General features: G+C 45.6%; 19 protein-coding genes and 5 CRISPR repeat arrays. Of the genes, 3 read left to right on the forward strand and 16 right to left on the reverse strand.

Annotated features, from left to right (window positions below; all coding sequences use genetic code 11):
- Positions 1-152: 152 nt before the first annotated feature.
- Both JOD24_RS09875 and JOD24_RS09880 read right to left on the reverse strand, forming a co-directional pair.
- Complete coding sequence (locus JOD24_RS09875; protein ID WP_380163280.1) at positions 153-293, reverse strand: hypothetical protein; 141 nt, start codon at positions 291-293, stop codon at positions 153-155.
- 194 nt (positions 294-487) lie between these two features.
- Entirely contained in the window at positions 488-751 is a 264-nt protein-coding gene (locus JOD24_RS09880) for a hypothetical protein (protein ID WP_429246835.1), read from the reverse strand.
- A 179-nt stretch (positions 752-930) separates the two neighbouring features.
- Here JOD24_RS09880 and JOD24_RS09885 point away from each other — a divergent pair, with 179 nt between their 5' ends.
- Positions 931-1,356, forward strand: a complete 426-nt coding sequence (locus JOD24_RS09885) for a hypothetical protein (protein WP_380163282.1) — start codon at positions 931-933, stop codon at positions 1,354-1,356.
- Positions 1,357-1,611: 255 nt separating this feature from the next.
- Positions 1,612-1,983: a CRISPR direct-repeat array (repeat unit 30 nt).
- Positions 1,984-2,255: 272 nt separating this feature from the next.
- Positions 2,256-2,889: a CRISPR direct-repeat array (repeat unit 30 nt; unit sequence GTTTCAATTCCTCATAGGTACGTTACAAAC).
- Positions 2,890-3,161: 272 nt separating this feature from the next.
- A CRISPR array of direct repeats spans positions 3,162-3,788; the repeat unit is 30 nt.
- A gap of 566 nt (positions 3,789-4,354) precedes the next feature.
- Here the strand turns inward: JOD24_RS09885 and cas2 are convergent.
- From cas2 to cas6, 8 genes are read right to left on the reverse strand one after another with little or no spacing between them, the layout of a single operon-like run.
- The gene (cas2, locus tag JOD24_RS09890; RefSeq protein WP_380163342.1) at positions 4,355-4,609 is read right to left on the reverse strand and encodes a CRISPR-associated endonuclease Cas2; all 255 of its coding nucleotides are present in this window, start codon (positions 4,607-4,609) and stop codon (positions 4,355-4,357) included.
- A gap of 27 nt (positions 4,610-4,636) precedes the next feature.
- The gene (gene cas1b, locus JOD24_RS09895; protein ID WP_380163283.1) at positions 4,637-5,629 is read right to left on the reverse strand and encodes a type I-B CRISPR-associated endonuclease Cas1b; all 993 of its coding nucleotides are present in this window, start codon (positions 5,627-5,629) and stop codon (positions 4,637-4,639) included.
- A gap of 16 nt (positions 5,630-5,645) precedes the next feature.
- Positions 5,646-6,137 (reverse strand): CRISPR-associated protein Cas4, encoded by a 492-nt coding sequence (cas4, locus tag JOD24_RS09900; RefSeq protein WP_429246836.1) that lies wholly within the window; start codon positions 6,135-6,137, stop codon positions 5,646-5,648.
- A 36-nt stretch (positions 6,138-6,173) separates the two neighbouring features.
- The gene (cas3, locus tag JOD24_RS09905) at positions 6,174-8,624 is read right to left on the reverse strand and encodes a CRISPR-associated helicase Cas3' (protein ID WP_429246837.1); all 2,451 of its coding nucleotides are present in this window, start codon (positions 8,622-8,624) and stop codon (positions 6,174-6,176) included.
- Positions 8,625-8,639: 15 nt separating this feature from the next.
- Positions 8,640-9,413, reverse strand: coding sequence for a CRISPR-associated protein Cas5 (gene cas5, locus JOD24_RS09910; RefSeq protein WP_380163286.1), 774 nt, complete (start codon positions 9,411-9,413; stop codon positions 8,640-8,642).
- Between the two features lie 12 nt (positions 9,414-9,425).
- On the reverse strand, positions 9,426-10,367 hold the full coding sequence (cas7b, locus tag JOD24_RS09915) for a type I-B CRISPR-associated protein Cas7/Csh2 (protein ID WP_380163287.1): 942 nt from the start codon (positions 10,365-10,367) through the stop codon (positions 9,426-9,428).
- Positions 10,368-10,404: 37 nt separating this feature from the next.
- Entirely contained in the window at positions 10,405-12,351 is a 1,947-nt protein-coding gene (locus JOD24_RS09920; protein WP_380163288.1) for a TIGR02556 family CRISPR-associated protein, read from the reverse strand.
- Positions 12,352-12,367: 16 nt separating this feature from the next.
- Entirely contained in the window at positions 12,368-13,096 is a 729-nt protein-coding gene (gene cas6 / locus JOD24_RS09925; RefSeq protein ID WP_380163343.1) for a CRISPR-associated endoribonuclease Cas6, read from the reverse strand.
- Positions 13,097-13,561: 465 nt separating this feature from the next.
- A CRISPR array of direct repeats spans positions 13,562-14,254; the repeat unit is 30 nt; unit sequence GTTTCAATCCCTCATAGGTAAGCTCTAAAC.
- Between the two features lie 276 nt (positions 14,255-14,530).
- A CRISPR array of direct repeats spans positions 14,531-15,227; the repeat unit is 30 nt.
- 301 nt (positions 15,228-15,528) lie between these two features.
- Here cas6 and JOD24_RS09930 point away from each other — a divergent pair.
- Together JOD24_RS09930 and JOD24_RS09935 are read left to right on the forward strand one after the other, a co-directional pair.
- A complete protein-coding gene (locus JOD24_RS09930; protein WP_380163289.1) occupies positions 15,529-16,119 on the forward strand; it encodes a TetR/AcrR family transcriptional regulator in 591 nt (196 codons plus the stop codon).
- 52 nt (positions 16,120-16,171) lie between these two features.
- Entirely contained in the window at positions 16,172-17,431 is a 1,260-nt protein-coding gene (locus JOD24_RS09935) for an FAD-dependent monooxygenase (protein WP_429246838.1), read from the forward strand.
- A 406-nt stretch (positions 17,432-17,837) separates the two neighbouring features.
- On the opposite strand, the gene cmr6 is transcribed toward JOD24_RS09935, so the two are convergent.
- From cmr6 to cmr1, 6 genes are read right to left on the reverse strand one after another with little or no spacing between them, the layout of a single operon-like run.
- Positions 17,838-18,944 (reverse strand): type III-B CRISPR module RAMP protein Cmr6, encoded by a 1,107-nt coding sequence (cmr6, locus tag JOD24_RS09940; protein WP_429246839.1) that lies wholly within the window; start codon positions 18,942-18,944, stop codon positions 17,838-17,840.
- Positions 18,937-19,374 carry a type III-B CRISPR module-associated protein Cmr5 gene (gene cmr5 / locus JOD24_RS09945; RefSeq protein WP_429246840.1) on the reverse strand — a complete coding sequence of 146 codons (438 nt, stop codon included), beginning with the start codon at positions 19,372-19,374 and terminating at the stop codon, positions 18,937-18,939. Before cmr5 ends, cmr6 begins: the two co-directional genes overlap by 8 nt.
- Before the next feature lie 13 nt (positions 19,375-19,387).
- The gene (cmr4, locus tag JOD24_RS09950) at positions 19,388-20,212 is read right to left on the reverse strand and encodes a type III-B CRISPR module RAMP protein Cmr4 (RefSeq protein ID WP_429246841.1); all 825 of its coding nucleotides are present in this window, start codon (positions 20,210-20,212) and stop codon (positions 19,388-19,390) included.
- On the reverse strand, positions 20,209-21,294 hold the full coding sequence (locus JOD24_RS09955) for a type III-B CRISPR module-associated Cmr3 family protein (protein ID WP_380145249.1): 1,086 nt from the start codon (positions 21,292-21,294) through the stop codon (positions 20,209-20,211). The genes cmr4 and JOD24_RS09955 overlap by 4 nt, the downstream gene beginning before the upstream one ends.
- Positions 21,291-23,183 (reverse strand): type III-B CRISPR-associated protein Cas10/Cmr2, encoded by a 1,893-nt coding sequence (cas10, locus tag JOD24_RS09960; RefSeq protein ID WP_429246842.1) that lies wholly within the window; start codon positions 23,181-23,183, stop codon positions 21,291-21,293. The genes JOD24_RS09955 and cas10 overlap by 4 nt, the downstream gene beginning before the upstream one ends.
- On the reverse strand, positions 23,180-24,259 hold the full coding sequence (cmr1, locus tag JOD24_RS09965) for a type III-B CRISPR module RAMP protein Cmr1 (RefSeq protein WP_429246843.1): 1,080 nt from the start codon (positions 24,257-24,259) through the stop codon (positions 23,180-23,182). Before cmr1 ends, cas10 begins: the two co-directional genes overlap by 4 nt.
- Positions 24,260-24,388 lie beyond the last annotated feature (129 nt).

Consider the following 24,388-nt stretch of genomic DNA (forward strand, 5'->3'; position numbering starts at 1 on the left):
CAAGCATGAACCTATTGCCAACTGACGGGGTTTCGCCTTCCATATCACTTCCTGAGATGGAATTTTCTCTGTAAAAACTGACGATAATCCCATCTGGCTTCGGAATCCAGGCATCAAAAACGAGGGCTGTCACCAGCCCTCCCCGCTACAGATTACTTCAACACCTCGGCCAGAATCCCACCGATCAGAGCAATTCCCATGAATAGCCCGGTAAAGAGAGCCGTCCCCTTCACCATGTCGAGAAAATCGTTTTCTTCATGTTGTTGATCTTGGGAGTTCGTTTGGGAGCTCATCTTCCACCCTCCTGCATCCGGACCTGCCGGTAAATCATATCCAGGCCCTGTAATCCGCGGACGTCAAATACCGTCCGGAAAAAACACAACGTTCACGTCAAGTATAGCATGCTTTTCTGATACGGAAAATACTTGTGACCCGGCGAAAAAAGGACATCCCCCCTGCTTCATGAAAAAGACACATTTCTATCCGATTACCTCTGGCTCTCATTCCTCTCCACCGCCAAGATTCCCTCCCAGCGTAATCTCCGGAAAGCTTTTCGTTTCCAACAGAAGACCCGCACCTCTGTCTCCCCCAATTCCAAAATTCGGACCCGCCGTTGGGTCAAATGCCCCTTCCGATCCAGATAGATCAGATCTACGGTCTCCTTTTGCCGAACCGCCAGCTGCAATACCGTCTCCACCATCCTCATCACTTCCGAAACGTTTGTTCCCAGTGTATGCCTTTCGATCGCCATCATATACACCTAATTGCTGGGAATGGGAGACAAGATCGCGGAGTGGGCTACATCCCCATCATCTGATCTTTTTAAAACAATAGAAAGCCCCGGCCGGTCAATGGGGACTTCATGGTTTCTCCTTTTCTGAAAACATGGTATATTAGCCTCACCATCCTACGGAGAAGGGAGAAAACGCTGTGAATATCCACTTTTCCACCCCTCATCAATACGTCTTTATCCACGAACATATCAAACATCTCCTCCTCCTCTGGTCCAAGGAGGCCAAAAAACAGCTATTCATCGCCGAAGAAGATGGAGACACCCTCACCCTCACCCACCCCGGCGAAACCTACGAGGAGACCCTCTGGAATCATCTGGAGCCCTTCTTCTTCCGCCAACTGGAAACCGACGAGGGAACCTTTCCCGTCGTCCTCGGCGCCACCTTCCACGCCCAGGGCCATCTGATCGGCATGTACTACCGCCGCCCTCCCGGCAACCCCACCCCCTTCTTCTTCCGCCTCGCCGACGAACAGCTGCACGACCTCCCGGATGAAGAATACGAAGAAGTAGCCAAAATCTTTTTACAGGAGTTTCCCGAATATATCAGCGACATCGGGCCTTGAGTAACAGCCCTCCGGGAATGGACAAGGAAGAATTATTATGGAAAGAATCTGTTTAATGAATCATCCGAGGAACGTCCCCAAGGCAAGGAACCGCTAAGTAAACCACCCTCCATCCGAGGAAAAATCGGGTGAAGGGTGGTTTTTTTGAATGATGAAGTTTTTCGCTGATTCCGTCGAAGATCCGCAACCGGAGTCTCAATTTTTTTGGTTGGATCTAAACGACCAAGGAAGGAGCGGGTTTAAAGCAATTAATGAGTTTCAATTCCTTATAGGTACGCTATAAACGTCTTGGCGAAGGGGGAGGAAGGTGTCCAACTGGCGGGTTTCAATTCCTTATAGGTACATTCTAAACTTGGAGCCATCCACCGCGGTCACATAGGCCACATGGCCAGTTTCAATTCCTTATAGGTACATTCTAAACGCCTGGCTTTGGCCACCTGGGGAGTTTTCAATCAGAGTTTCAATTCCTTATAGGTACATTCTAAACCAGGCTATCTGGGCTTTTTGAACCTGTTCTTCCGTTCGATGTTTCAATTCCTTATAGGTACATTCTAAACGATGGCGGCACAGATCCGGGAGACGGGGGAGACACCAACGTTTCAATTCCTTATAGGTACATTCTAAACCCATTTTAACCCCATGCCTATCGCCTTTTCAAGATCTAAATCAAACTTCGATTTCCGATAGATTTTCGCTGGCAATCGCCGAATTCCTTGATAGACTCACCTGAATCACTACATAACAAATGTCGTCGGTCCCCAGGTTTTTTTGCACGACTGGAGATCGACGACATTTTAATTTGGATAATTTCGGCATATCCCTCGATATTCAATCGGCTCCGCAACAGAAGAAGGCAGGGTGGCAATCGAGTAACTAAGGAACAAGACCCTGTATCCTCAGTTTCAATTCCTCATAGGTACGTTACAAACTCCACTTTCGGTACGGTAGTATCCGGCGTGCCGCCCAGTTTCAATTCCTCATAGGTACGTTACAAACCCACCCGGTTCTTTTTATGCTGCCATTTTTCTCGATGGTTTCAATTCCTCATAGGTACGTTACAAACATTAGCTGACGGCTGCCGATCCTTCCGAAAAAATCCCAGTTTCAATTCCTCATAGGTACGTTACAAACTTTTCGGGTTCTTCCTTCTCAAGTGGCCCGAGTGGAGTTTCAATTCCTCATAGGTACGTTACAAACCATGTGGTTTATCTCCTTTCGGTTCCTGTTGGGAGGTTTCAATTCCTCATAGGTACGTTACAAACTCCCCGGCAGTACATCCCAATTTCCTTGATAAAGTTGGTTTCAATTCCTCATAGGTACGTTACAAACTCAACTCCCTTCTTGGACAAATTGTCCTTTCAAAAACCATGAGTTTCAATTCCTCATAGGTACGTTACAAACAACGGTTTGCAAACATAATGCAAACAAAATCCTGAGTTTCAATTCCTCATAGGTACGTTACAAACCTGCCATCCATTCCCCCTCCCTTCGCGTCCTCATTCGTTTCAATTCCTCATAGGTACGTTACAAACCCATTTTAACCCCATTCCTATCGCCTTTTCAAGATCCAAATCAAACTTCGATTTCCGATGGATTTTCGCTGGCAAACGTCGAAATCCTTGATAGACTCACCTGAATCACTATATAACAAATGTCGTCGATCCCCAGGGGTTTTTGCACGACTGGAGATCGACGACATTTTAATTTGGGTAATTTCGGCATATCCCTCGATATTCAATCGGCTCCGCAACAGAAGAAGGCAGGGTGGCAATCGAGTAACTAAGGAACAAGACCCTGTATCCTCAGTTTCAATTCCTCATTGGTACGTTATAAACACGGTTCAACGAAAACAAAGGACGATTCACGGAAGGGTTTCAATTCCTCATAGGTACGTTATAAACGAGTCGGCGCGATTTGCTGCATAGTGCTAGTTCCATAGTTTCAATTCCTCATAGGTACGTTATAAACATTTTCGGCGATCTGGCAAGAGTCAGACACGATGAGTTTCAATTCCTCATAGGTACGTTATAAACGTTACCGAGAGGAACAGAGGAAGCGGGAAGAGAAGAAAGTTTCAATTCCTCATAGGTACGTTATAAACGAAAGACGAAAAGGACCAAAAAGATCAAGATCAATATTCGTTTCAATTCCTCATAGGTACGTTATAAACTCGCTTCGGCCACCACATCAGGCTGAACAGGAATCTCGGTTTCAATTCCTCATAGGTACGTTATAAACCTTAGATGTTTCCGTTTCAGAGTCACCAAGCCAGGTTTCAATTCCTCATAGGTAGGATCTAAACATGGTTAGTTCAAGTAACAGTAAACCGCAAGACAGGTTTCAATTCCTCATAGGTAGGATCTAAACTGAGTTACGATCCTACAAGAGCGAGCAAATAGACTGTTTCAATTCCTCATAGGTAGGATCTAAACCCATTTTAACCCCATGCCTATCGCCCATCCAAATAAACTTCGATTTCCGATGGATTTTCGCTGGCAAACGCCGAAGTCCTTGATAGATTCATCTGAATCACTCATAACAAATGTCGTCAATCCCCCAGGGGTTTTTGCACGACTGGAGATCGGCGACATGTTAATTTAGGTAATTTCGGAAAATTACTTGCCATTCAATCAAATCGATAGATTAACAGATGAAAAGCTCGATATAAAGGGACGTCTTTGCAACTCATGAGATCGAATCAAGAGTAGAGGGACCTTCGATTCCCTTCATAAGCAACCAAAAGACCTGGATTAAATCCGTTTCAATTTCTCATAGGTGGGTTCTAAGACATGGTTATTGAGTTTCAAGATTGATCCTGACATGTGTTCTTGTTGGGATTATAAGTTTTGTCTGATCAATCGTGGCTGTAACGGAGAGTTTGGGATTCAAAAAAGTCGTCGACCCATAGGGGCTTTTACAACACCGGGAATCGACGACTTTTGATAAGGATAATTCATTACAATATTTAGGTGCCATTTCTGACTCATCACATGCATAATTATAATATGACTTCCTCGCCCCCTTTTTGTATGCCGATAATCTCTCTTTTCGAATACTTCGTCGTACGGAAGGTGTAAAAGATCACCGAATCCACTTCGGGTTTAATTATGGTGTTCAGTTCAGCTTTTAACTTTTCATAGTTGACACGTGAGATGTTTCCTTCTAATACCGAATTTTGCACCCAATTTAAATACTTGCGTGACGTTTTCAATACCTTGGCTACCCGTTTCTGTCCGATATCATACACAAGAATAACGAAACAATTGAATCATCCTCTCTGTTACCACTTAGCCTTATATGGTACATAATTTTTTTCTTCTATGAGATGTTTCTGCAGTTTGTAGAGCTCCAGACGAATTAAACGGCGATTGGAAACACTCCGTCCCAAATCCCGGTGCTTGAAGGTTGTCTTTAATCGCTTGTCCCATTCAGTAATAAATACCTTCTTCCCACGATCAGTCAAAAATGTCCCTCCTGCACGCCGATCAAAATCTTTCATAGTTATCATCTTTTTTGCTACAAGACTAAAAATTAGTCTATCGACAAGTACTGGCTTGAATACTTCAGCCACATCTAAATTTAATGTGAACCGCCGAAAATTGGTTGCATGTAAAAAACCAATACGGGGATCCAGATGCGTTTTATATATTTCGCTCAAGACAGCAGTATAGAGCATGGTGTTGCCAAAACTCACAAGAGCATTCATTTCATTTTTGGGCGGCTGTTTTGACCTGTTTTCAAAAGTGAAATTTTCATTTTCTAAAATATGATCAAATGATTGATAGTAATAGCCCCTTATATTCCCTTCCAATGCCATTAACTCTTCAACTGTTGTACTCGTACTTATCATTTCTTGTAAAGGGGTGATGCTTTCTATGATTGAAGCGACGTTTTTCCCACGATTTTGGTAATACTTCATCACTTGCAAAATGTTATGGACCGCGCCGTTAATAAAGGATTTCGCCAATTCCATCCTTTTTGCTTCATCCTGATAACTCATTGCCTGCTTTAAAATCATATAACCCGAATTGAGGTGCTCCCTGGGATAAAAGGAACCTGCATAATAACCGTAATGGTTAAAAATATGCAAGATGATCTCTTTCTGCGAAAGAAATTCAAGTAATCGTTTATTGAAATCAACTTCACCAAAAATCAGGATTTCCTGGGTATCCTCAACAGGAATATACTTGTTTCCCTCTTCCGTTTCCAACCGCAGGGTTTGATCTTTTCGTCTGAGATTTCCATTTTGGAAAATATAAAGCGTTTTTTTCACTTAGTCACCTCTTGTTTTATACCCAGCAGGATTCGTAATAGGCGCACTTCCCGCAGTATTTACATTTGACAGGCGGGGGAGGTACTGGTTGCTTAGTGATCCTTTGAATGTGGTCGATAATTCGCTCTAATTCCTTCTCCCTATCTCCTGTCAAGCGAACAGTCTCTTTCCTTTTTTCTTTGGGAAATCTCAATTCTCCCCTTGCATTGACTCCTTTTTGTTTGAACTTGTACAAATAAAATAACAGTTGCATACGGGAACTCTGTTCAAATCGGGAAGATTTCTTCACTTCACTGATTACAAATTCTTCACCATCATGATGGATCAGGTCGACCCGAATGTTATCAATTGCAACTTCTTTTTTCTCCCTGGAATAAGACGTTTCCTGAACAAATCGTCCCATATCCAAATCCTCGTGATCCTGGTCTGCAATAATTTGGCGGGCCATCAACCATACTTCCCGGTGACAGATAAAATAGTACCAGACCAGCGTTCCTGTTACTTGCACAACACCACCACTCTTCCAAATGGTTACTACGCCTTCTTATAGCATCCACACATCTGCATCTTCCGGATTACGGATAAATCCAGTGTCGTTTACCTTGTAATATTGACTGAGCAGTTCCTTCCGGAGTAAAAATACACCACCGTATACTTCCAAATTTTTAACGCGTTTCAATGGTGCAGAGATCACATAGGATTGAAATACACGTCGTAGTTTGAGATAGGCTTCTTTCCGTAACAACATCTCCGGCTGGGCCACAACTTCTGTCATGTAACGTTCCCACACTTTTTCAGCCTTTTCATCCATTTGTACGAACAATGAGGCCATGTCCAACCGTTGTTCAATGAGCCTAAAGCGGGAAACAGATTCACTATTGTTTGGATTGTCCTGATCGTGGAAACGCAAGGATCGTACACCGTTCCAAATGTGACGTGAAATCGTTTGATTGGTTTTTTTCATTTTTTGCTTAAAATAAGACTCGATCCAGGGGTGAAAGTCACGTTCATGAATTACATCCTGGGTTATTCCTTCGATCGCAAGTTTGCGATGGATGGCACCATAGACGAGAGTGCAGTCGCTTTTGGTCTCATTGCGCATCATCGGGAGCACAAACATTGTCCCTTGCGCACGTTGTCCATTCCGATTACCCCGTCCTGCCGCTTGCACTATACTATCGATCGGTGCAAGATCGCGGACGACGACATCAAAATCAAGATCAACTCCAGCTTCGACGACTTGTGTTGAGACGAGAACAATCGGTTCCCTGTTTTTTAAGTCATCCCCAATGGCTCGTAATCGCTTCATTCGCTCGTGTGGTGTAATATTTGTCGATAAATAATATATTTTTTGGCCACATATGTGTTTGGCTACTCGTTGATATATATTTATCGAGCTTTGCACCGTATTCAAAATGAGTAAATGCGACTTTTCTTCATCATACCGCTCTATAAAACGATCAATCCATTCATCCTCGGACCAACCACCCCCATCCTCGGGAAGAATGGGAACGATCTTCATCCGATTAAGGGACTGAAAATATCTTTCCACCTTGTTTGACGGTAACCACTCCTGCGCTTCCCCTTTTTCGAAGATAAAAGGTTTTGTCGCTGTTAACAGCAAAATATAGCACCCCAACTGCTGCGATAAGTGTTTCAACATATTATTGAGAAGTGGCCAATATTCAGCGGGAACATTCTGCACTTCGTCCAAGATGATAATACTTCCACACAGTTGGTGAATTTTCTTCAAATAGCGGTTTTTAAACCCGATCACACTGTGCAACAGCTGATAAAAAGTGGTGATGACAACTTCTGACTCCCAGCTCTCCATCAAAAGCAGTGAATCGGAAATCGGTTTATCTGCGTTGTTTTCCCTGTACGCAACTTCTGCCAGGTGATGATGTTTCAATAAGTAACGCTCTTCCGAACCATCGAAATCCGGAATATAACACAGGACCTCTCGTAGCTTATCGTAATTTTGCTCGATGATACTCGTGAAAGGCAAAGCGTAAATAATTCTCGCTTCATACCCCAGCTCCTTCTTAATCTCCTCACGCATCCCGAGAGCCACCGCAAAAGAAATCAATGTTTTACCTGTTCCAGTCGGAGAAGTTATCGTATAAAGACGTCTCTTCACATTAAATTGAGCAAGTTGGTCTATGGCTGTTTGCGAAAAATCGACACGCAAATGGTCAAGAGTGGTTTCCGGTTTTTTCTTAAAATGATCCGCCGCGTATCGATTTACCAAATCTGCAGGCAGGTGTCTTCTTTCCATAAAGGATAGGTTTGCGGCACTATGTTTGTCCCCGTCGATCAGTAAAGAAAAAAGCAGTTGTAAATAGAAAAACAGTTTGACTCTTAAGCTATTGTTCTCTGCTGACAGCTGTTCTTTCAATTGAACCAACATCCCGTATATTTCAAGAAGATGGTCACTGAAATCTTGGATACTGACAGCTACTCCAAGCATCGAGGCGTAATCACTCTCAATAATTTCCTGATAGGGGATTAAGCTATCAATCTGTTTTTTTAGTTGTTCGATTTTATCCCTGTGGCGGCTTACATGCCCCAAAAATCGAGCCAGTTCTACATTGGTATCCTCTTCTTTGGGAATATCGTGCTCCAGAGATCCAAGATCACCATGATGATGAAGAACAACGAGAAAACCTAGGAGTGGGGCATAACACCCCCACCCCTCCCTCAAACTATTTTTTTTCAATAACCATGCGGTCCACACCGCCGAAATGTAGGAATGGTGGTGCAAATTCCCCTCTTTTTCACCGGTCAATAAATAGGTTTGAAAATAGGGTGTATATTTGCCGAAATCATGTCCATAGGCGTTGATACGGTGAATCTGTTTGAGCAACTTCTCATCCTGGCTGTCCGGCAATGGGGACAAATAATCTGCGGAGTCTGCAACCTCCTGCAAATGTTGAACAAGTGGCTTCTTCCATTTTACTTCACCCTGTTTGTTTTTTTTGATATGGGAGTACATGATCGTTCACCTACCCTACATCCACATGATGTTCTTCTTTGTTCCGTCCAACTCAATACAGGTCACAGGATGGCGAAATGTACCGGAAATAGACTTGCCTTGTTGCTCAAAAATATATTGTTCAGTTTCCGTAAGCTGACGGTTTCCCGAAAAATGCCGCGGCATACGTTCTTTCAAATATTGACGAGTCCCCCATAAGTCCAACTCCAATCCTTTCGGTTCAACGCCAGACATCGAACACACCGAATGTATCTCCGTCTGTGTTCCCGACGGCAGTTCGCTGATTTTTTCTCCATCAATCCAAGCTTCATACTCCAACTGAGAACTGAATTCACTTAATCCAAAGCAAGGCGGATAATAAAAGGACCCTGTTTGTGCCCGATGTTGCCACTCGCGCATGATATTGAGATCCCGATGACGTATAAACAGGCGGTAGCAGACCCGGCTGTACCCATGTTTTTTTGAATGACGGCTCAAAATAATTTCCAGTGGAATTTGGGTTGAACCACTCGAGCGGTTCAAATCCTTTGCAGATTTGGCAAAAATGTAATTCACCGTTTGCGAAATCTTCCTGACGGGTGCCACCAATTCCACAGCACAATAGAAATCCTCGGGATCAAAGCGGTCATAATACGTATCCCGCTCATATCCGACAATGCCGGATAACATACCCATGATGACTGTTCTTGGGGGAAAGGCATAACTAAGTGACGATGAGTTGGTATAAAATTTCCGGAAATGAGCCATTGCTCCCCACCACTTCAATACTAGGATCGGTTGTGTTTGCACCGTCCTCCCCCCTTAAACATCAAGCAGGTGCATCAGGTCATTCAGTTCCGATCCCAATACTTCCTCCAACGTTCCCTGACCGTTTGCACTAACAAGTTGCAGTTTGGAGTCATGCCAATAATGAATCCTGTGGATTTGTTGCTTGTGATCCACCAATTTTTGACGCAATTCCTCCATTTGGAGTTCGTATTGATTGATCTCCCGGATTTTAGGATCTTCCAAGTTGGGAATCAAATCCCGCAGATCACCAAGAACCAATTGATCATTAACATATTCCACGCGTATGTACAAACGCGGGTACTGACCGATTTTACTGCGGGTCGCCTGGGTCGGAATCGATCGGACTATTGCTTGATCCAGCAGACTAATATCGGCTTCCTTCAGCCTTGTATGTGCAGCCCGCCGACCGCTGATAATTCCGTGAAAAGCGATCAGCGAGTAGTACAGGCGGTAATCGTTTCCCATAGTACCACGTTCGTTGCTGCTTTCTGAACTAAAGTGAGATGTAATTTTACTCGAATCGACCAAACTGACCGGGTTGAGTGAGTAGCCCCAATTAAATTGTACCGGGCCAGTAAATGTCAACGACGATCCTTTACCCGATTCCGCTTTAATCGGCATCGTTGCCCCGAACAGCCGAACATCCAACAATTGATCCAACATCCACTCAATTTGTTCGGTATCCAATTTTTTGATATTCACTTTACCGTCATACTCTTCAAACAGATTCTCCAGGCGAGCTGTAGCATTCACCGTTTTGTTTTCGATGTTCGCAACAAAGATCTCTTGCCCAGCATCTTGCAAAAAGTTACGCAGATATCGCTTTAGGCGTACATCACTCACTAGATTGCGCGACGTTTCATAATCCATGCGCGGACGGTTTTCATCATCTGCATCACCGTTGGGATTCGTCAACTTCGCATCATACAAAAACAACAAATCGCTATTGTTCATTTGCTTTTCCTCCTCCTGCAAAAAATACAGTATTATTTCATATAGACTTACGCTCTACGATTTCTTCTGCTCTTTCCAAACCCAATCGTCTTGTTCCCAGCGCGTAACCGGACAATACATAGAACACATTTTCTTGATCGGACAGATCCCACCGTTTCAGATTTTTGTGCAACAGCATGGTATGATCCGCATACATTTTTTCATTTGCCGGATATAAGGCTTTATACTGCTTTATCTTAGCAAACACATCCGTGCTGAGTCGTTGCAACTTTCCGGGGTTCATTCCTTGATAATTCAACTTATCAAGGATCGGTTTTGATGTAAGATTGTGATCATACTGCTTTCGCGCCACCTGATTGATCAGCATTCCCAACAGAATCAACGATGTTTGACTTTCACTATAGCCCATTTTCTGAATGAAATCCTTTAATTCATCCTTGACAGTCAACAAGGAAACATCCATGGCTTCTCCTCCTCTTAAAACACAAGCCATTTCAAGATATTTCAGGAACAACAGCCCTTTCAACAGTCCAATAATCATAGCATAATCCCGATTGTTACCGAGAGGCGCCGATAGCTGATAAGCTCCTGTCTGTTCGAAGCGGTAAACTTTCGCTAATTCGAGCAACTTAGAAACTAGGACACGCTTCTCAATCGGTTTTTTAGCAAAAATTGCATCGTACAGTTGCAACAGATTTCGATACTCAACCAGTTGACCCTGACTTTCCTTCAGCGGAAACAACCAATAGATCTGCCTAAAGTCGATAGTCATCCAATCGCTGCGCTCTTGTTCATTCCAACTTCGAAAATACCTTTTTCCCAATTCATCCACATCAAAGGTGATCTGTTGCAGGCGTACTAATCTTGAAGGGGAAACATCTTTTATCAACTTAATTACACGGAACTCGTTCTGTTGCTTAATGTAGAAGAGAAAATGCAACGTAAATTGATTGTTTAGCTGTGACTGATGCCAAGTGTCTTTCAGTAGCTTTGCGTCCATCTCATATGCAGCTTTCATATCCAGAACGGCCCGTCCCTGATTGACTGCATCGTGCCCCCACTTACCGGAAAGCATCCTGTCGTTGTCAAACAAGATTTCCGGGATGATATAAAGAGATAACCTCCCAATCCGAGCCGAGAATTCCCCCATTACCCGCATCTCACCAAGTATTATTTCACGATGACAGGTTCGGCACAGCTGAAAGTTGCGCGAGAAATCCTTGGAAACGCCACTTGCAAAATTGATTTTATCGGTTATATAGCTTTTGAACTTTAATTTGCTTGTGTCATCTGTAACAGAGGTCATTTCATTGCACAAAGAACATTTTCCTTTTTTTGCTCGTTCAAAAGCAACTTCTTTTAATTGCCACGCCAGCTGACGGTATTGTTCGCTTCGTTGGGGAAATTCACCATTTACGGAAAGTACCCAAAGCGCAACATCTTTTGATTTAACCTCCAACTGTTTCTCAACTGCTTGATTCAGCTCTTTCACCACAAGGGAAATAATTTTCTTCTCATCTCCCTGCGCTTCTTCCATCAATGCTTCCATCGTGGTTCCGCCCAGATACTTAACATCCAAGACATAACGATAACGGGCTTTCATGCCTTGTTTATCTCCTGTATCATAAAAAAAATCTTGCTTAACCTGAGCTAATCGGTCCTTCCATTCACAGTCCGGAAGCCTTCTTATAAGTGCGTACAAGGCTTGTGAGACGATATAATCCGGGCGTGTGCCAGTCAGCATCCACTGTTCGCTACTCGGTCCATCTGCTGTTCCGATGTGGAAATATTGATAGGAGGAATCGATAGTCATCGGTTCCACATCAAGGGAAAACGTTTGGGTAGTCAAATCAAAGTCAAGGAAGACAACATAGTCCGATCGTCCTTCTTGAGTTCCTGCCACCTGCATAACAAGTGCATCGGCCTGTTCTTGTTGTGTTAGTTTGGCCATCGGTTCACCCAGCTTGCGAACGGCTTCGATCAATGAGTTCACCTTCTTACTAAATTTCGATACAGCCAAAACCTTGTGACGATTTGGCGCCGACACCAACCTTCAGTGCAAACTGAATTAACTCCGGGGACCCTGTACATAGAAATTCCCCCTTCCAACCTTTAATTATGAAGCGCTTAAACTTCACAGTCTCCGGCCGTTGTTTTATGCGGACGGGAGAAATTGAAAAAGAATTATTCTCCGGTTCCGTTCCATGAAGAGCCACATATTTTTTTATAAGGTTTTGTTGTATAAGCGCAGAAAAGGCTTGGTCTTCACAATGATAGTAATGAGTCCTTTTGTTACGATTTTCGTCAATAATCGTGGTATACATAGTGATCGGGGAAAGAGTCCGTACAAGAGTCGGTGATGTTACATTGGGTATCGCTTCTGTATAGAGAGACTCCAAATGTACCTTTTGGTCGTACCATTTGAACTGATTTTGTTTCAATAAAGTCGTCATTAAATCACGAATAAATGATTCCGTGGCAGCAGTTACAACCCAGGTGACCGGTGATCGAAAACAGATCACTCCCCGCTTTCTGTCTACAATGTATGTACTGTCCAATCTAGAAAAAGTGAACCCTTTAAACTTGCGTTTCTCAAACGAGTACCCCTGCTCATGAAGAAAATCCCGATACTGATCATCACTGATATTACGGTACAAAAAGGATTGCAACATGTGATTGTGATCGATCGGAAGTTCAATCGTCCCGTCTTGTTTCGAAAACGTCATCACCAATTTCAATTGATTCACCCCCTAAACTGGTGGATTAATTTATTACTATAATAGACCTAATAAGAGAATAATACATACCGTTTGGATAATCAATGTCCATATACCATTTTTTGCGATTGACACATATACTCCGGATACATTCAACTGGTTTACAGAAAAACTGGGTGGTTGGCAGTGAATTCAAAAGCAAAACCCGCCACACCACCCTGCCGGATTTCACATCAATAAGACACCTGATCTTCATTTTTCACTTTCTTAAGTCCAATTAATCAAACAATTAAAATAATTATCGTGAATAATCCCTACAAGATAATTATGCTATCACCCTTTTATGAACATCCTGAGGTCTTTTGAAAATATTATCCAATCGTGCTTACTATCGGATTAAAATATATGTCCCCATGATTCCTCAGAGGTAGATTGTAAACAAACAGTGGGGAGGGTGCGATAGCATACGGTGCTCTAGTTTCAATCCCTCATAGGTAAGCTCTAAACGAGTGGACTCTCCTCTTTGAGAAATTCCGGAATCGCGTTTCAATCCCTCATAGGTAAGCTCTAAACTCTCAAACTGAAGCAGGAACAGGCTGAGGCGGCGGAGTTTCAATCCCTCATAGGTAAGCTCTAAACCTGACTTCCGCTTGAAGCTCTCGTACGAGACCCTTGTTTCAATCCCTCATAGGTAAGCTCTAAACCCAAATTTCCTCGATATTCTCACTTGCTTTCATTGTGTTTCAATCCCTCATAGGTAAGCTCTAAACCAGCGTTGCGATCTCTAGCAGCATGAAAGCTTGAGCGTTTCAATCCCTCATAGGTAAGCTCTAAACGGATGATCGAATTTCCAACAAGAGTCATATACAATCCAGTTTCAATCCCTCATAGGTAAGCTCTAAACGGCATCACCTCCTATTTATCGGAAACTAGTGCCGTTGTTTCAATCCCTCATAGGTAAGCTCTAAACGTGACGAAAAACATCAAAGTATCCGGATGCGCATTCAGTTTCAATCCCTCATAGGTAAGCTCTAAACTTCCTCTTTCACCGCCCCGCCTCCTCTGCCAATCTCAGTTTCAATCCCTCATAGGTAAGCTCTAAACGCTTCAGCCTGGTCGGGGTCAATGCCCAGCCCCAAGTTTCAATCCCTCATAGGTAAGCTCTAAACCCATTTTACCCGCATACCCATCGGCTTTTCAAGTTCCAGTTCAAACTCCGGTTTCCGATGAATTTTCGCTGGTGATCTCCGAAACCTTTGATAGAATCACCTTAATCATCAAATAACAAATGTCGTCGGTCCCCAGGGGTTTTTGCACGACTGGAGATCGACGACATTTTAATTGCATTATAAAGGGACGCCTTTGTAACTCATGGGATCGATAAGGGCCCTTCGACTTATAGGCATGTTTCAAACTTACAGCCAAAGCAGCCCAGTTCCTTAAAGGATTTCAATTCCTTATAGGTACGATCTAAACGGTTTTTTGATCGTGATCGTCCTGCTGCTTGTTCTTTGTTTCAATTCCTTATAGGTACCATCTAAACGGGTGGGCGGAATGGAAGGCCAGACAACACATTGGCCGTTTCAATTCCTTATAGGTACGATCTAAACTAGCGGGAAAAAGTGGGGTAATTCTTCGGTGCTGAACAGTTTCAATTCCTTATAGGTACGATCTAAACCCGGTGGCCCTTGTCACTCTTCTTTCACTCGGAGGTTTCAATTCCTTATAGGTACGATCTAAACGCTCTTCAATCCGGGAAAATTACCTTCGATGAGTTTAAGTTTCAATTCCTTATAGGTACGATCTAAACGAGTTGACAAATACCCCCTCCTGTATGTCACCGTTCGAAGTTTCAATTCCTTATAGGTACGATCTAAACGGTTTTGACAAGGTTTTTAAATCAAAACTGTCAACCCTGTTTCAATTCCTTATAGGTACGATCTAAACGCGAGGATATCCAAGAAATATGCAAAGCCCTTGTGTTTCAATTCCTTATAGGTACGATCTAAACGCAGCGTGCCCCAGCTTTCGGTTCCCCAATCGTGAGTTTCAATTCCTTATAGGTACGATCTAAACTTGCCTATGGGATCTTGGTCTTGTGGAATCTCTTCATGTTTCAATTCCTTATAGGTACGATCTAAACCCATTTTACCCCCACGCCTATCGGCTTTTCAAGATCCAATCCAAACTCCGATTTCCGATAAATTTTCACTGGCGATCGCCGGAACCCTTGATAGATTCACCCAAATCGCCACTTAACAAATGTCGTCGATCCCTGGGGGTTTTTACGCTACTGGAGATCGACGACTTCAAATTCACAAAAGGTTGGATCCCGTACCGAGTATATATAAGGGTAAAAAAAGACATTGTTGACAGAGCTGAAGAATCATTGTAATTTATTTAGTAAATACTTAACCAATGATTGGCGACGGAGGAGAATCGCGATGAAGAAAAGAACGAATCGCCAACAACAGGCGCTGGAGACAAAAAACAATTTGATCGATGCGGCACTTCGAATTTTTTCCCGTAAAGGATTCGGCGAAAGCACCACCAAAGATATCGCCAAAGAAGCAGGGGTTACCGACGGTTTAATTTATCATTACTTTAAGTCGAAAGAAGACCTGCTTTGGGCGATTCTGGATAAATACACGCTCTTGCATCAGATGCAGGAAGAGTTGAGCAGGATGGACCTTGAGGCCCCACTTGACCAACAACTGATCGTTTATTTCCAAAGTTTGTTTCGTAGTCTCCATGAGCAACAACATTTGGTGGTTTTGTGCTTCGGCGAGGCAGGACGTAATCCGGAAATCCGTAAGCGACTGAAAGGCATCATTCAAAAAGGCGTGGAACTCCTGCATGCCTTTCTTGAACCGCGCGTTCGAATGGCATCCTACGACCTTATGATCGCCATTCGCAATATACAGACCGCCATGGTTCTTCACTTTCTGATGACGGATCGATTTTCCAACGATGAAAAGGAGCGAAACCGATATATCGAGACGTCGGTTCGCCAATTTATGAACGCATTGCAATAATTTTTGTTCTGTTTACTTATTAAATACATAATAAATGAGGAGGCCATTCAAAATGAGTTCCACTAAATTGAAATCTTCCGTCTCACACAAAAAAATGAATGTAGATGTTGTCGTGGTCGGAGCCGGACCGGGAGGTTGCATGCTCAGTTACCTACTCGCCAGGAGCGGAGTCGAGACCGCTCTTCTGGAACGACACCAACGTCTGGATCGGGAATTTCGCGGTTATTTTTTTCAGCCTTTGGTATTGAAACTGTTCGATCAGATCGGACTATTGGAAGACGTTTTAAAAATTCCGTATCAGCATGTTGATATGTTTCAATTTGTGGATCACGGAAAGACGTTGTTCGAAGTCCGGTTTAATGAACTTGATCCTCCCTTCAATTACGGATTGAACATCCCGCAACCGCCGCTGTTGGAATATTTCATCCGGGAAGCGTCCAAGTTCCCTAATTTCACCTATCTCAGCGGAACGTCAGCCAAGGGACTGATCAAACAAGGGCATTCTGTACACGGGCTCAGAGCAAGAAGCTCACAGGGGGAAATTGAAGTGCACAGCCGATTGGTCGTCGGCGCCGACGGTCGTTATTCAACCATTCAGAAACTGGCCAAGATCGGCCAGACGATGGACAAATTTGAATTTGATTTTGTCTGGTTCGATATGCCCAAAGCATTAAATAAAGATTATCCGCCACAAATCAAAATAGAAAAGGAAGGCATGCTGATCTATATCCCAAAAGGGGAAGATCTCGTACAGGTCGGTTGGGTGATACAGAAAGGAACATACCCCAAATTGGTAAAAAAGGGTATCGATGATTTCATCCGCACTTTAATCGCTATCGAGTCGGATTTACGGGACGTATTGCCTCAACATCTCACAAGCTTCAAGCAATGTTCTGTTCTGGATATTCAAGTTGGAATGGCGGATGTATGGGTGAAAGACGGCCTGCTTCTTATTGGAGATGCTGCTCACGTCGCCTCTCCATTTTCCGGACAAGGCAACAGTTTGGCAATTCAGGACGCGGTCGTTGCTCACGACATGATCATGAAAGCAATCGCGTCTCAGCCATCCGGTATTCTGCAGGAAGCAATACTGAAAAGCTACGAGCTGTACCGCAAACCGGCAGTAGCGGAAATTCAAAAAATCCAATCGATGCAGGCACATCTGATCACAGTGAAAAACCCCCTGCTTCTGGGATTGCGCCGCGCGGTCATTCCGATCCTCCGGCAAACGTCGCTACTCGAAAAAATGCGGGACAAAATTGCGTTGGGCGTTCAGGCTGTGGACGTGAATACTTCCCATTTTCGATCGTAGCGAAATAGGCTTGTACTACCCCAGCCTCCCTCGCCAACAGAGAACTGCGCGACATCCTCAATGCGGAGTAAGAACATCTGGTCAAAACCTTTCTGCAAGAGTTCCCGGAGTATATTGGAGAGGAAGGGTATAATAAATAACCCCCCCGCCCGGCGAAGAACACCGAGCGGGGGGTGGCTTTGGGATGATCATGATTCCTTAACTTCAATTCCTCGTAAGTACGTTAGAAACCCACCAAAAAGCCGATCCGAAGCCATATCTCCGTAAATCCATCATATGGAAAATGTCCTTTAAGATCAAGATATGTTCGATTTCTTCCCATTATATCAAGTAATCTCGTCATTTTAGCTTTGTCATCGATCCCCAGGGGTTTTTACCCTACTGGGGATCGACGACAAAGACTTGGTTAACTTTCCTCGTGCAACACCGCCTGGATGCGGCGGATTTTCTCCTTATTCTTCTTATTGGGTTTTTTCCAATGATCCAATCGGTATTTTTGATACCAATCAGCTAAACGCTGGGCAATCTCCATTCGATCCGCTAGGGGGGTATCCTCCGCCTCCATCCGGTCCAGCCATTTATCGGTGAGAACCTTCATAAATCGATCCGAGTCCTGGTCATACCCGTCTTCTTCCATCTCCCGTTCCACCGGGGTCATCTCGGCCAACTTGGCTTGTCTCTCCTGTTCCCGTTTCTGATCTTCAAGAGCCTGTTTCCACTCATTTTGCTTTTTTTTATCCACCACAAATCGACCATATCCCACTGCCGTTTTTGCTCCGGCTCCAATCCATTCCAACGCCTTCTGCAACCAATCCATGACCGTTTCTACATCTTCCTCATGTTTTCCCAGCCGTCGTGGAGCCAGGGAAAAGAGGAAGGGTTGATTCGCTGCTACCGTCAAAAAGGGGATCGGGACGGGGGCATGCCAGTCCACCGGTGCCTTTCCCTCTTGGTAATACGGTCCATAATGAGGGGTCATCACATCTGCTTCCAACTGGATCGGGGCAAGAGGGATCGCATCGTAAAAAATCACGCTCCCTACACTAGCGGTGGATGAATCTTGGTAGCCAAAAATTCGGTGCACATCTTTTTCATCCACTGCCTCCTCCCACCGTTCCGCCCAAGCCCGTACCAATCCTTTTACCGACGAACCTGGTAGATAAGCGGTGCCCAATGTCGGGTGCCAGGCAAATCCGTTTTCCACAGGATGGGAACGTCCCAATCCCGTGACGAACCGACCTTCAGTCTTCGTATAAAGCAGCATTCCGGAGCCGCGGAGCACCATGGATTTCATTCGCTCCACCAGCTCACGGATCCCAGCTTGATCTCCAGTTTCTCCGATGACGCCCTCAATCCAGCGGGATTTATCGGTTCCTAAAGTCCAGACACCATCTTGCTGACTCCAGACATTGCAAAATTTCTCATACCACAAACCGGTATGGCTATTTGGCGGGCGAAAACCGGGAACAAAATCATTTAGGTACAGAGGAAGGAGCCCTGTTTGTTTATCCATTCCCGTTTTCACCCACCGTTTCTGGCTGCTTCAAATAAGCGACTGCCAATTTTTTATGCCACTCCAGCAAAGCCATCGTCTCTGCCCGCGCCCGAAGGTAGGTAGAGCGATCGCCTGTGATCAAGGCTTCTAATAGATCCTCCGCCTTTGCATAGGGAGCCCGAGGATCCTCCCGGCACAACCAATCCTGTATATCCCGATAGAGGAGATAGTGGGGATCCGTCTTTTCATTTTCGGAACCCACTGCCGCTGCTCGTAGCTGGGCCAAGGCTTGTCCGAGACCATTGCCGAGGATTGCTGCAGGCAGACGTTCCGTGTAATCGGCGTAAGAGTCAGCTTCTGCTTCGGAAAAATTCCTCTTTATCTGCTTCACCTTGGTGAGAGAAAATTGGGCCCGCTCGAGATCAAGCATCCGCTTTTGGTCCGACATCTTGAATCCCCCCTCAATCTATCATCGACAGGACACACCAGCCCTGACCGATAGTTTCATTTCCCCCGACCTGCAGATAAGAAGGAGTTTGAAGCCTCCCATGCAAGGAATTCAACCTTTCCTCCTGTCCCGGGCGGGCCATCAACAAGCTGTAAAACAGGGTGTCCGGAGGTAAGGTCTCCTCATACCACAAACTTTCACTTTGCTTGTTTCCATCCAATGAATTGCGCGCCTGTACGGAAAGTCCGAATTGAGCAAAGTGGGAAAAATCATCGTTATGGAGAACTGCCAATTGTGATCTCAAACGATTCTTCACGGATTCATGAGCAATCAGTGGCTTGATCCCTTCTGCTAAATCTTTCACTTTCTCCGACTCCGACCTTTTAAAAGAGAGCTCCTCCAGGAAGAGGAACTCTTCTCCCTCTCCTCCCTCTTCTTCCTTCTTAGCCACGATCACTTCTCCCGGTTGAGGTTCCAGCGTCACATGGAGCCCCTCTTTACCGACCATCTGTAAATCCCGTGTTAATCGTTCCAATATATACGGACAGGTAATCCAACGATAATGACCGGTCAAGGAGCGAATGGGTAACAACAGCAGACGTCCATCAGCCACTGCAATTCCACCGGCGCCACCTTTGCTACCGAAAATTTGTGTGATCGTTTCCCATTTCTCCAGCTCCGCCTTGTCCCGCAAGGCGCCTTTCAAGCTGGAACCCACGATCACCGGATACTGAGTCGTCGCCTCCCGAGCTACAGGCAGATCGATCACCCCAGTCGTTTGACCGCTTCCTGGATGAAGCGATGTTTCTGCCAACATTCCCATCATCAAACTCTTCATTTCGTCCCCTCCTGCCATGTTCCAATCACCACTTCTCCCATCCCGTAAGCCTGCTGGTTTCCCGTCAACCTTCCGTGCAACTCCTTGATTTGATCCAACTCTTCCCTCTTCGCCTCATAAAACCAAGTGCTCCCTGGAGGAAGAAGCGAAGTAAGTGGACGCGGCCGTCTTTTTTCGAGATCCCAGCCCCCCACTTGCAATACCTTGTCAATGGAGGCAGACACACAACGCCCTGGAATCTCCGCTAGACCCTCTCGAATCACTTGACAAGGGTTTGGATAGGAACCCGGTGTCAGTAAGGACACCGTAAATCGCAGGAGATCTCCTTCAGGAGTCAAGGACGGAGAAGGAAGTCGATCTCTTGGTTCTGATCTTCCTTCTGTAACCGTGACATGGGCGATCCGACCTTCCCCACCCAGGGAGACACCAAAGGATCCTTCCGGATGCCTGTCTTCCGGAATCCCATCCACCTCTACCTCGATCTGTAGCTCCGACTTTGGACGGGTGTGGATGGCACCATACAATTCTCCCTCCTTGGCCGTCCGTGTCTTGCAATCCCAACCGATACCGACCCGATGCTCCGGCTCCCATAAATCCCCTGCCTGGAAAAATGTCTCAGTTGGAGGGATTCCTCCCGCAAGCGCTGCCTCCAGTCCGGCAGCGGTCAACCAGCCGGATAAGCGCTTACCCACCCTCTTTTTCTCCAGTTTAGGCAGGCGCACCAGACCCATATCACACTCCACCTCTTCCCCCAGTACCAATCGGACCGGCGGTTCTCCCTTTTTGCCAAAGAAGAGGTGAGGAGCGGGATAGAGACGTTCTCCTCTGTATCGAAGATAGGGGCCGCGCAAACGGAGAACCCCCAGATCCTTCGAGGAACCCAAACCCGCGGGCAATCCACCCTTGTCATTGGGTGACCACCCTTGTCTGCGGGCCAGGGTCGTTCGGATCGCTCCCTGCAAAGTGGACATCAAGGGAGGAAACCTGCCCACTGGTTGAACGTTTCCCCCTTCCCCCTGGCGAAAGGGAGTTCCATCACGAAAAAACAGGGTATCCAACGCCCGAAATGACCAAATTTTCATGGTTGTCTCCCCTCCAGTTGTCGGAGAAAACGAAGAAATATGGCGGCCTCCGCCGAGTTGGCATCTCCGTTCCCATCGCGGGATTTCATACAAAAATCGATCAGTGGGTCCACTCGCAGTTTCACTTCATCCATGGAAATCTTCTTTTTTTGCTCCAAATTGCGCTGGTATTCCGCCCGCAAAAAGGTTTTAAGAATCTCCTCTTTCTGCTGGTCATCCACTGGGAAATCCGCCGTCTTGGCAAACTGTTCCCTTAATTTGAACAAAAAACCAGAAGAGAACAGGGTCGGATCCTTTTCAGAACGAGGTCCAATCCATTGCCCCAATACCGTCGATCCATCTTCGCCGCTTCTCCCTTCACCAATCACAGTCTCCCACTTGGCCGACCAGGTCAGAATGGGGCCACCTGTTTTCCAGACACTCACAGCCAGACTATCTCGCCCGCAGGCTTCCTTCGCCACATCATCTAATAAATGATGGGCATAACGGAGCAAGCCGGTGAGTGGAGCTGTACGGTGAGCGTAAACCAAGGCCCCTGAAATCGTTGCCTTGGGTTCTTTTACAAAAGCTTCCCTGTACTTCCTACGTAGCTTCACGCTAACCGGAAGGGCTTGATGGAAGGGGAGCATAGCTAAGACATCATCTCCGCCCGCATAGACCGTAACCCCGTCATGGGCTGCCACTAGCTCTGAAAGTCCCGTAGTAAACTGCGCCAGAGAAAGACTCACTTGTTCCCCTCGATTTTCCGTCCCTTTTTTCGACTGCAACAATTGTCCCAGCTGATCCCCATCCATCAGTAGCAAAGCATAATAGGAAGAAGGAGACCCAATGGATTTTGTCAGGTTTCTATGGGCTTTCTGTAGGGTTTCCTTTTGCTTCTCATCAACTTGATCCTTGGCATTCGGATAAATGCTTTTCCAGTAGTTGGAGCTCGTCAGATTGGACTCAAAGAAGCTAGGCCCATCCAGGTAGGTGATCTTCGCTAGATTCGGTTGTTCCTCAATCACCCTCTGCACAGAGCTGAAATGAGTCCCGTTTTCAGTACAGGGAATGTCGCAGGAATCGGCTTCGGTTAAAAAAGCCTGCGCCAGTTCCGGTTCTTCCTCCACCGCCCGAAGAACCCAAGGCAACGCTGCCAGATAGGAAGTAGATGGAAATCCGGTCGCCTTTTCAGGCAAGGGCCAACCGATTGCTTCTTCGGAAATCAGAGGGAAAAACCGTTTGATGATTCCGATTGCACTTAAGCGCTCATTCTCCCTGATTTGCCGAGAGAAACGTTTAGGGAGAGCCGCTCGCAAAGCTTCCCAAAATTCCAATTGCTCCTCATGGCGAAAGTAACCGGATAACTCCTGCAGATTTCCGATCAGCGTACATTTTTCTCCCGGCTCTTTAGGTCGAATCTGACTTCGCCAATTTTTCCGCCGATCCAGCAAGTCATCCTGCTCTCCGACAGCCCAGGTAATCTCCCAAAAGTGATTCACTTGGCGGTCCCAAATCTTTTTTGTACCCTTCCCCTTCGGAGCTACTTTTTCAACTACACACTTCCATACCTGATCCGCAATTCGTTGCCATGCATCCTCAACCGCATTCTTAATGTCGTCAACATAGGTTTTAGGAGAAACCCCAGAGGGAAGTATCGCTTGAAATCGGTTAGGCAGTGTTCCCACCCAGGGGCCTTCCTCGTTTTTTTCAGTGATCGCCTTTAACAAGGGATCACCCTTCACTACAGGAAACAGGATGTTCCCCCCAGTCTCTTCTACTTTGGCCATCGCATGCCCCGACAGATAAGAGAGAAGGAATGAACTGGCCAAAAGATCCCGGGTGCGTCGGGACTGTGCGACAAACTCCTGTACGGGTCCCAATGTAAAATGTAACCTCTGTCGGCTCATCGGCCACCCTCCCCCTGGTATTGCTGTTGTCGCAAATGGTCTGCAAACTGATGCAAAATCGATGAGACATCAGGGGCAGGAAACTTTCCGATCCTCTTTCCTTCCCTCTTTGTCTCCACCTGCGACGGATAGGGAGCAGACAGAATCACAAACAAGGGATAAAATTTATCTCCTGCTTGAACGACGCGAATCCAGACCGGAGACGCCACCCGTTCAAAATCTATAGGCTTGTACTCTATTTTAGGCTCATGACGTTTTTGAGAACTCATCGGCAACCCAAGGGCAATCCGATCCCACGAGTTCTTTTCCCGAAAATCTTTTAAGTCCTCGGCGGCTTGGAATAACGCTTGCTCCCAGCCTTTGGATCCTTTTGTGCCATAGAAAAAAGAAGCTTGCCGATCGATGACAGTATGATCCGCCGTTGAAACATCACCGAACCAAGATTGGATCCGGGAAAGCCCCTCCAGCCATCGCTGGTACCATTTCTCCATACTCTCGGCCCCATGAGCGATAGGAAGCTCCCGCAACCATTGAGATGCCCTATCATTCCCTGTCAATTTCCAACTTTTCAAAGTAACGGTTCCAAACCCACGGCGGGAACGGGAACCTAAGCCCCCGATGTGACCGAGTAGCCACACTGAAGCGAGCACAGAACGCCAAGCTTCTGGAGGATTTTCCTCCCCTTTAGCAGGTGGACGAAGCATAATCGAAAACTTGAGATCCTGGTTGGGTTCCAGATATCCCCTTCCCTCTTTTTCCCCACTATTCGGTGTAAGGGAAAAGCTCAAATAACTCAATTTCTTCAATTTCCCAAGCATCTGTTTGTTTTCTTTTTTGATTACATCTCTTTTCAAAGAAGAGGTTTCCATCCGTATCAAAAACCGTGACTGTCCTTTCCCCGCCTGTGCACTGCCGAATAGATCCTCTTCCATCCTGGTATACGCCGGATCTACTGCACGATACCAAAAACGGAGCGCCCCTTTGATCGAGGGAACCCGCATTTCGGCTTGATGCGGATCTACTCCTCCCAAAAACAGGGGCGTTTGGATCCGATATGTAACCTCCAACCGTTCCACCGCTTCACCTCCACGGTTTTTCCTACCACCTGACATTTTGTACTTTGGGATGAAATAATAAAGTTTTCTACTTACATCATTATTCTACCATTTTCTTTTTATTTGTCGACATAATTACAAACATCATCA

Origin of the sequence: Kroppenstedtia sanguinis (genome assembly GCF_050433445.1) — a bacterium.
Lineage (GTDB): Bacteria > Bacillota > Bacilli > Thermoactinomycetales > DSM-45169 > Kroppenstedtia > Kroppenstedtia sanguinis.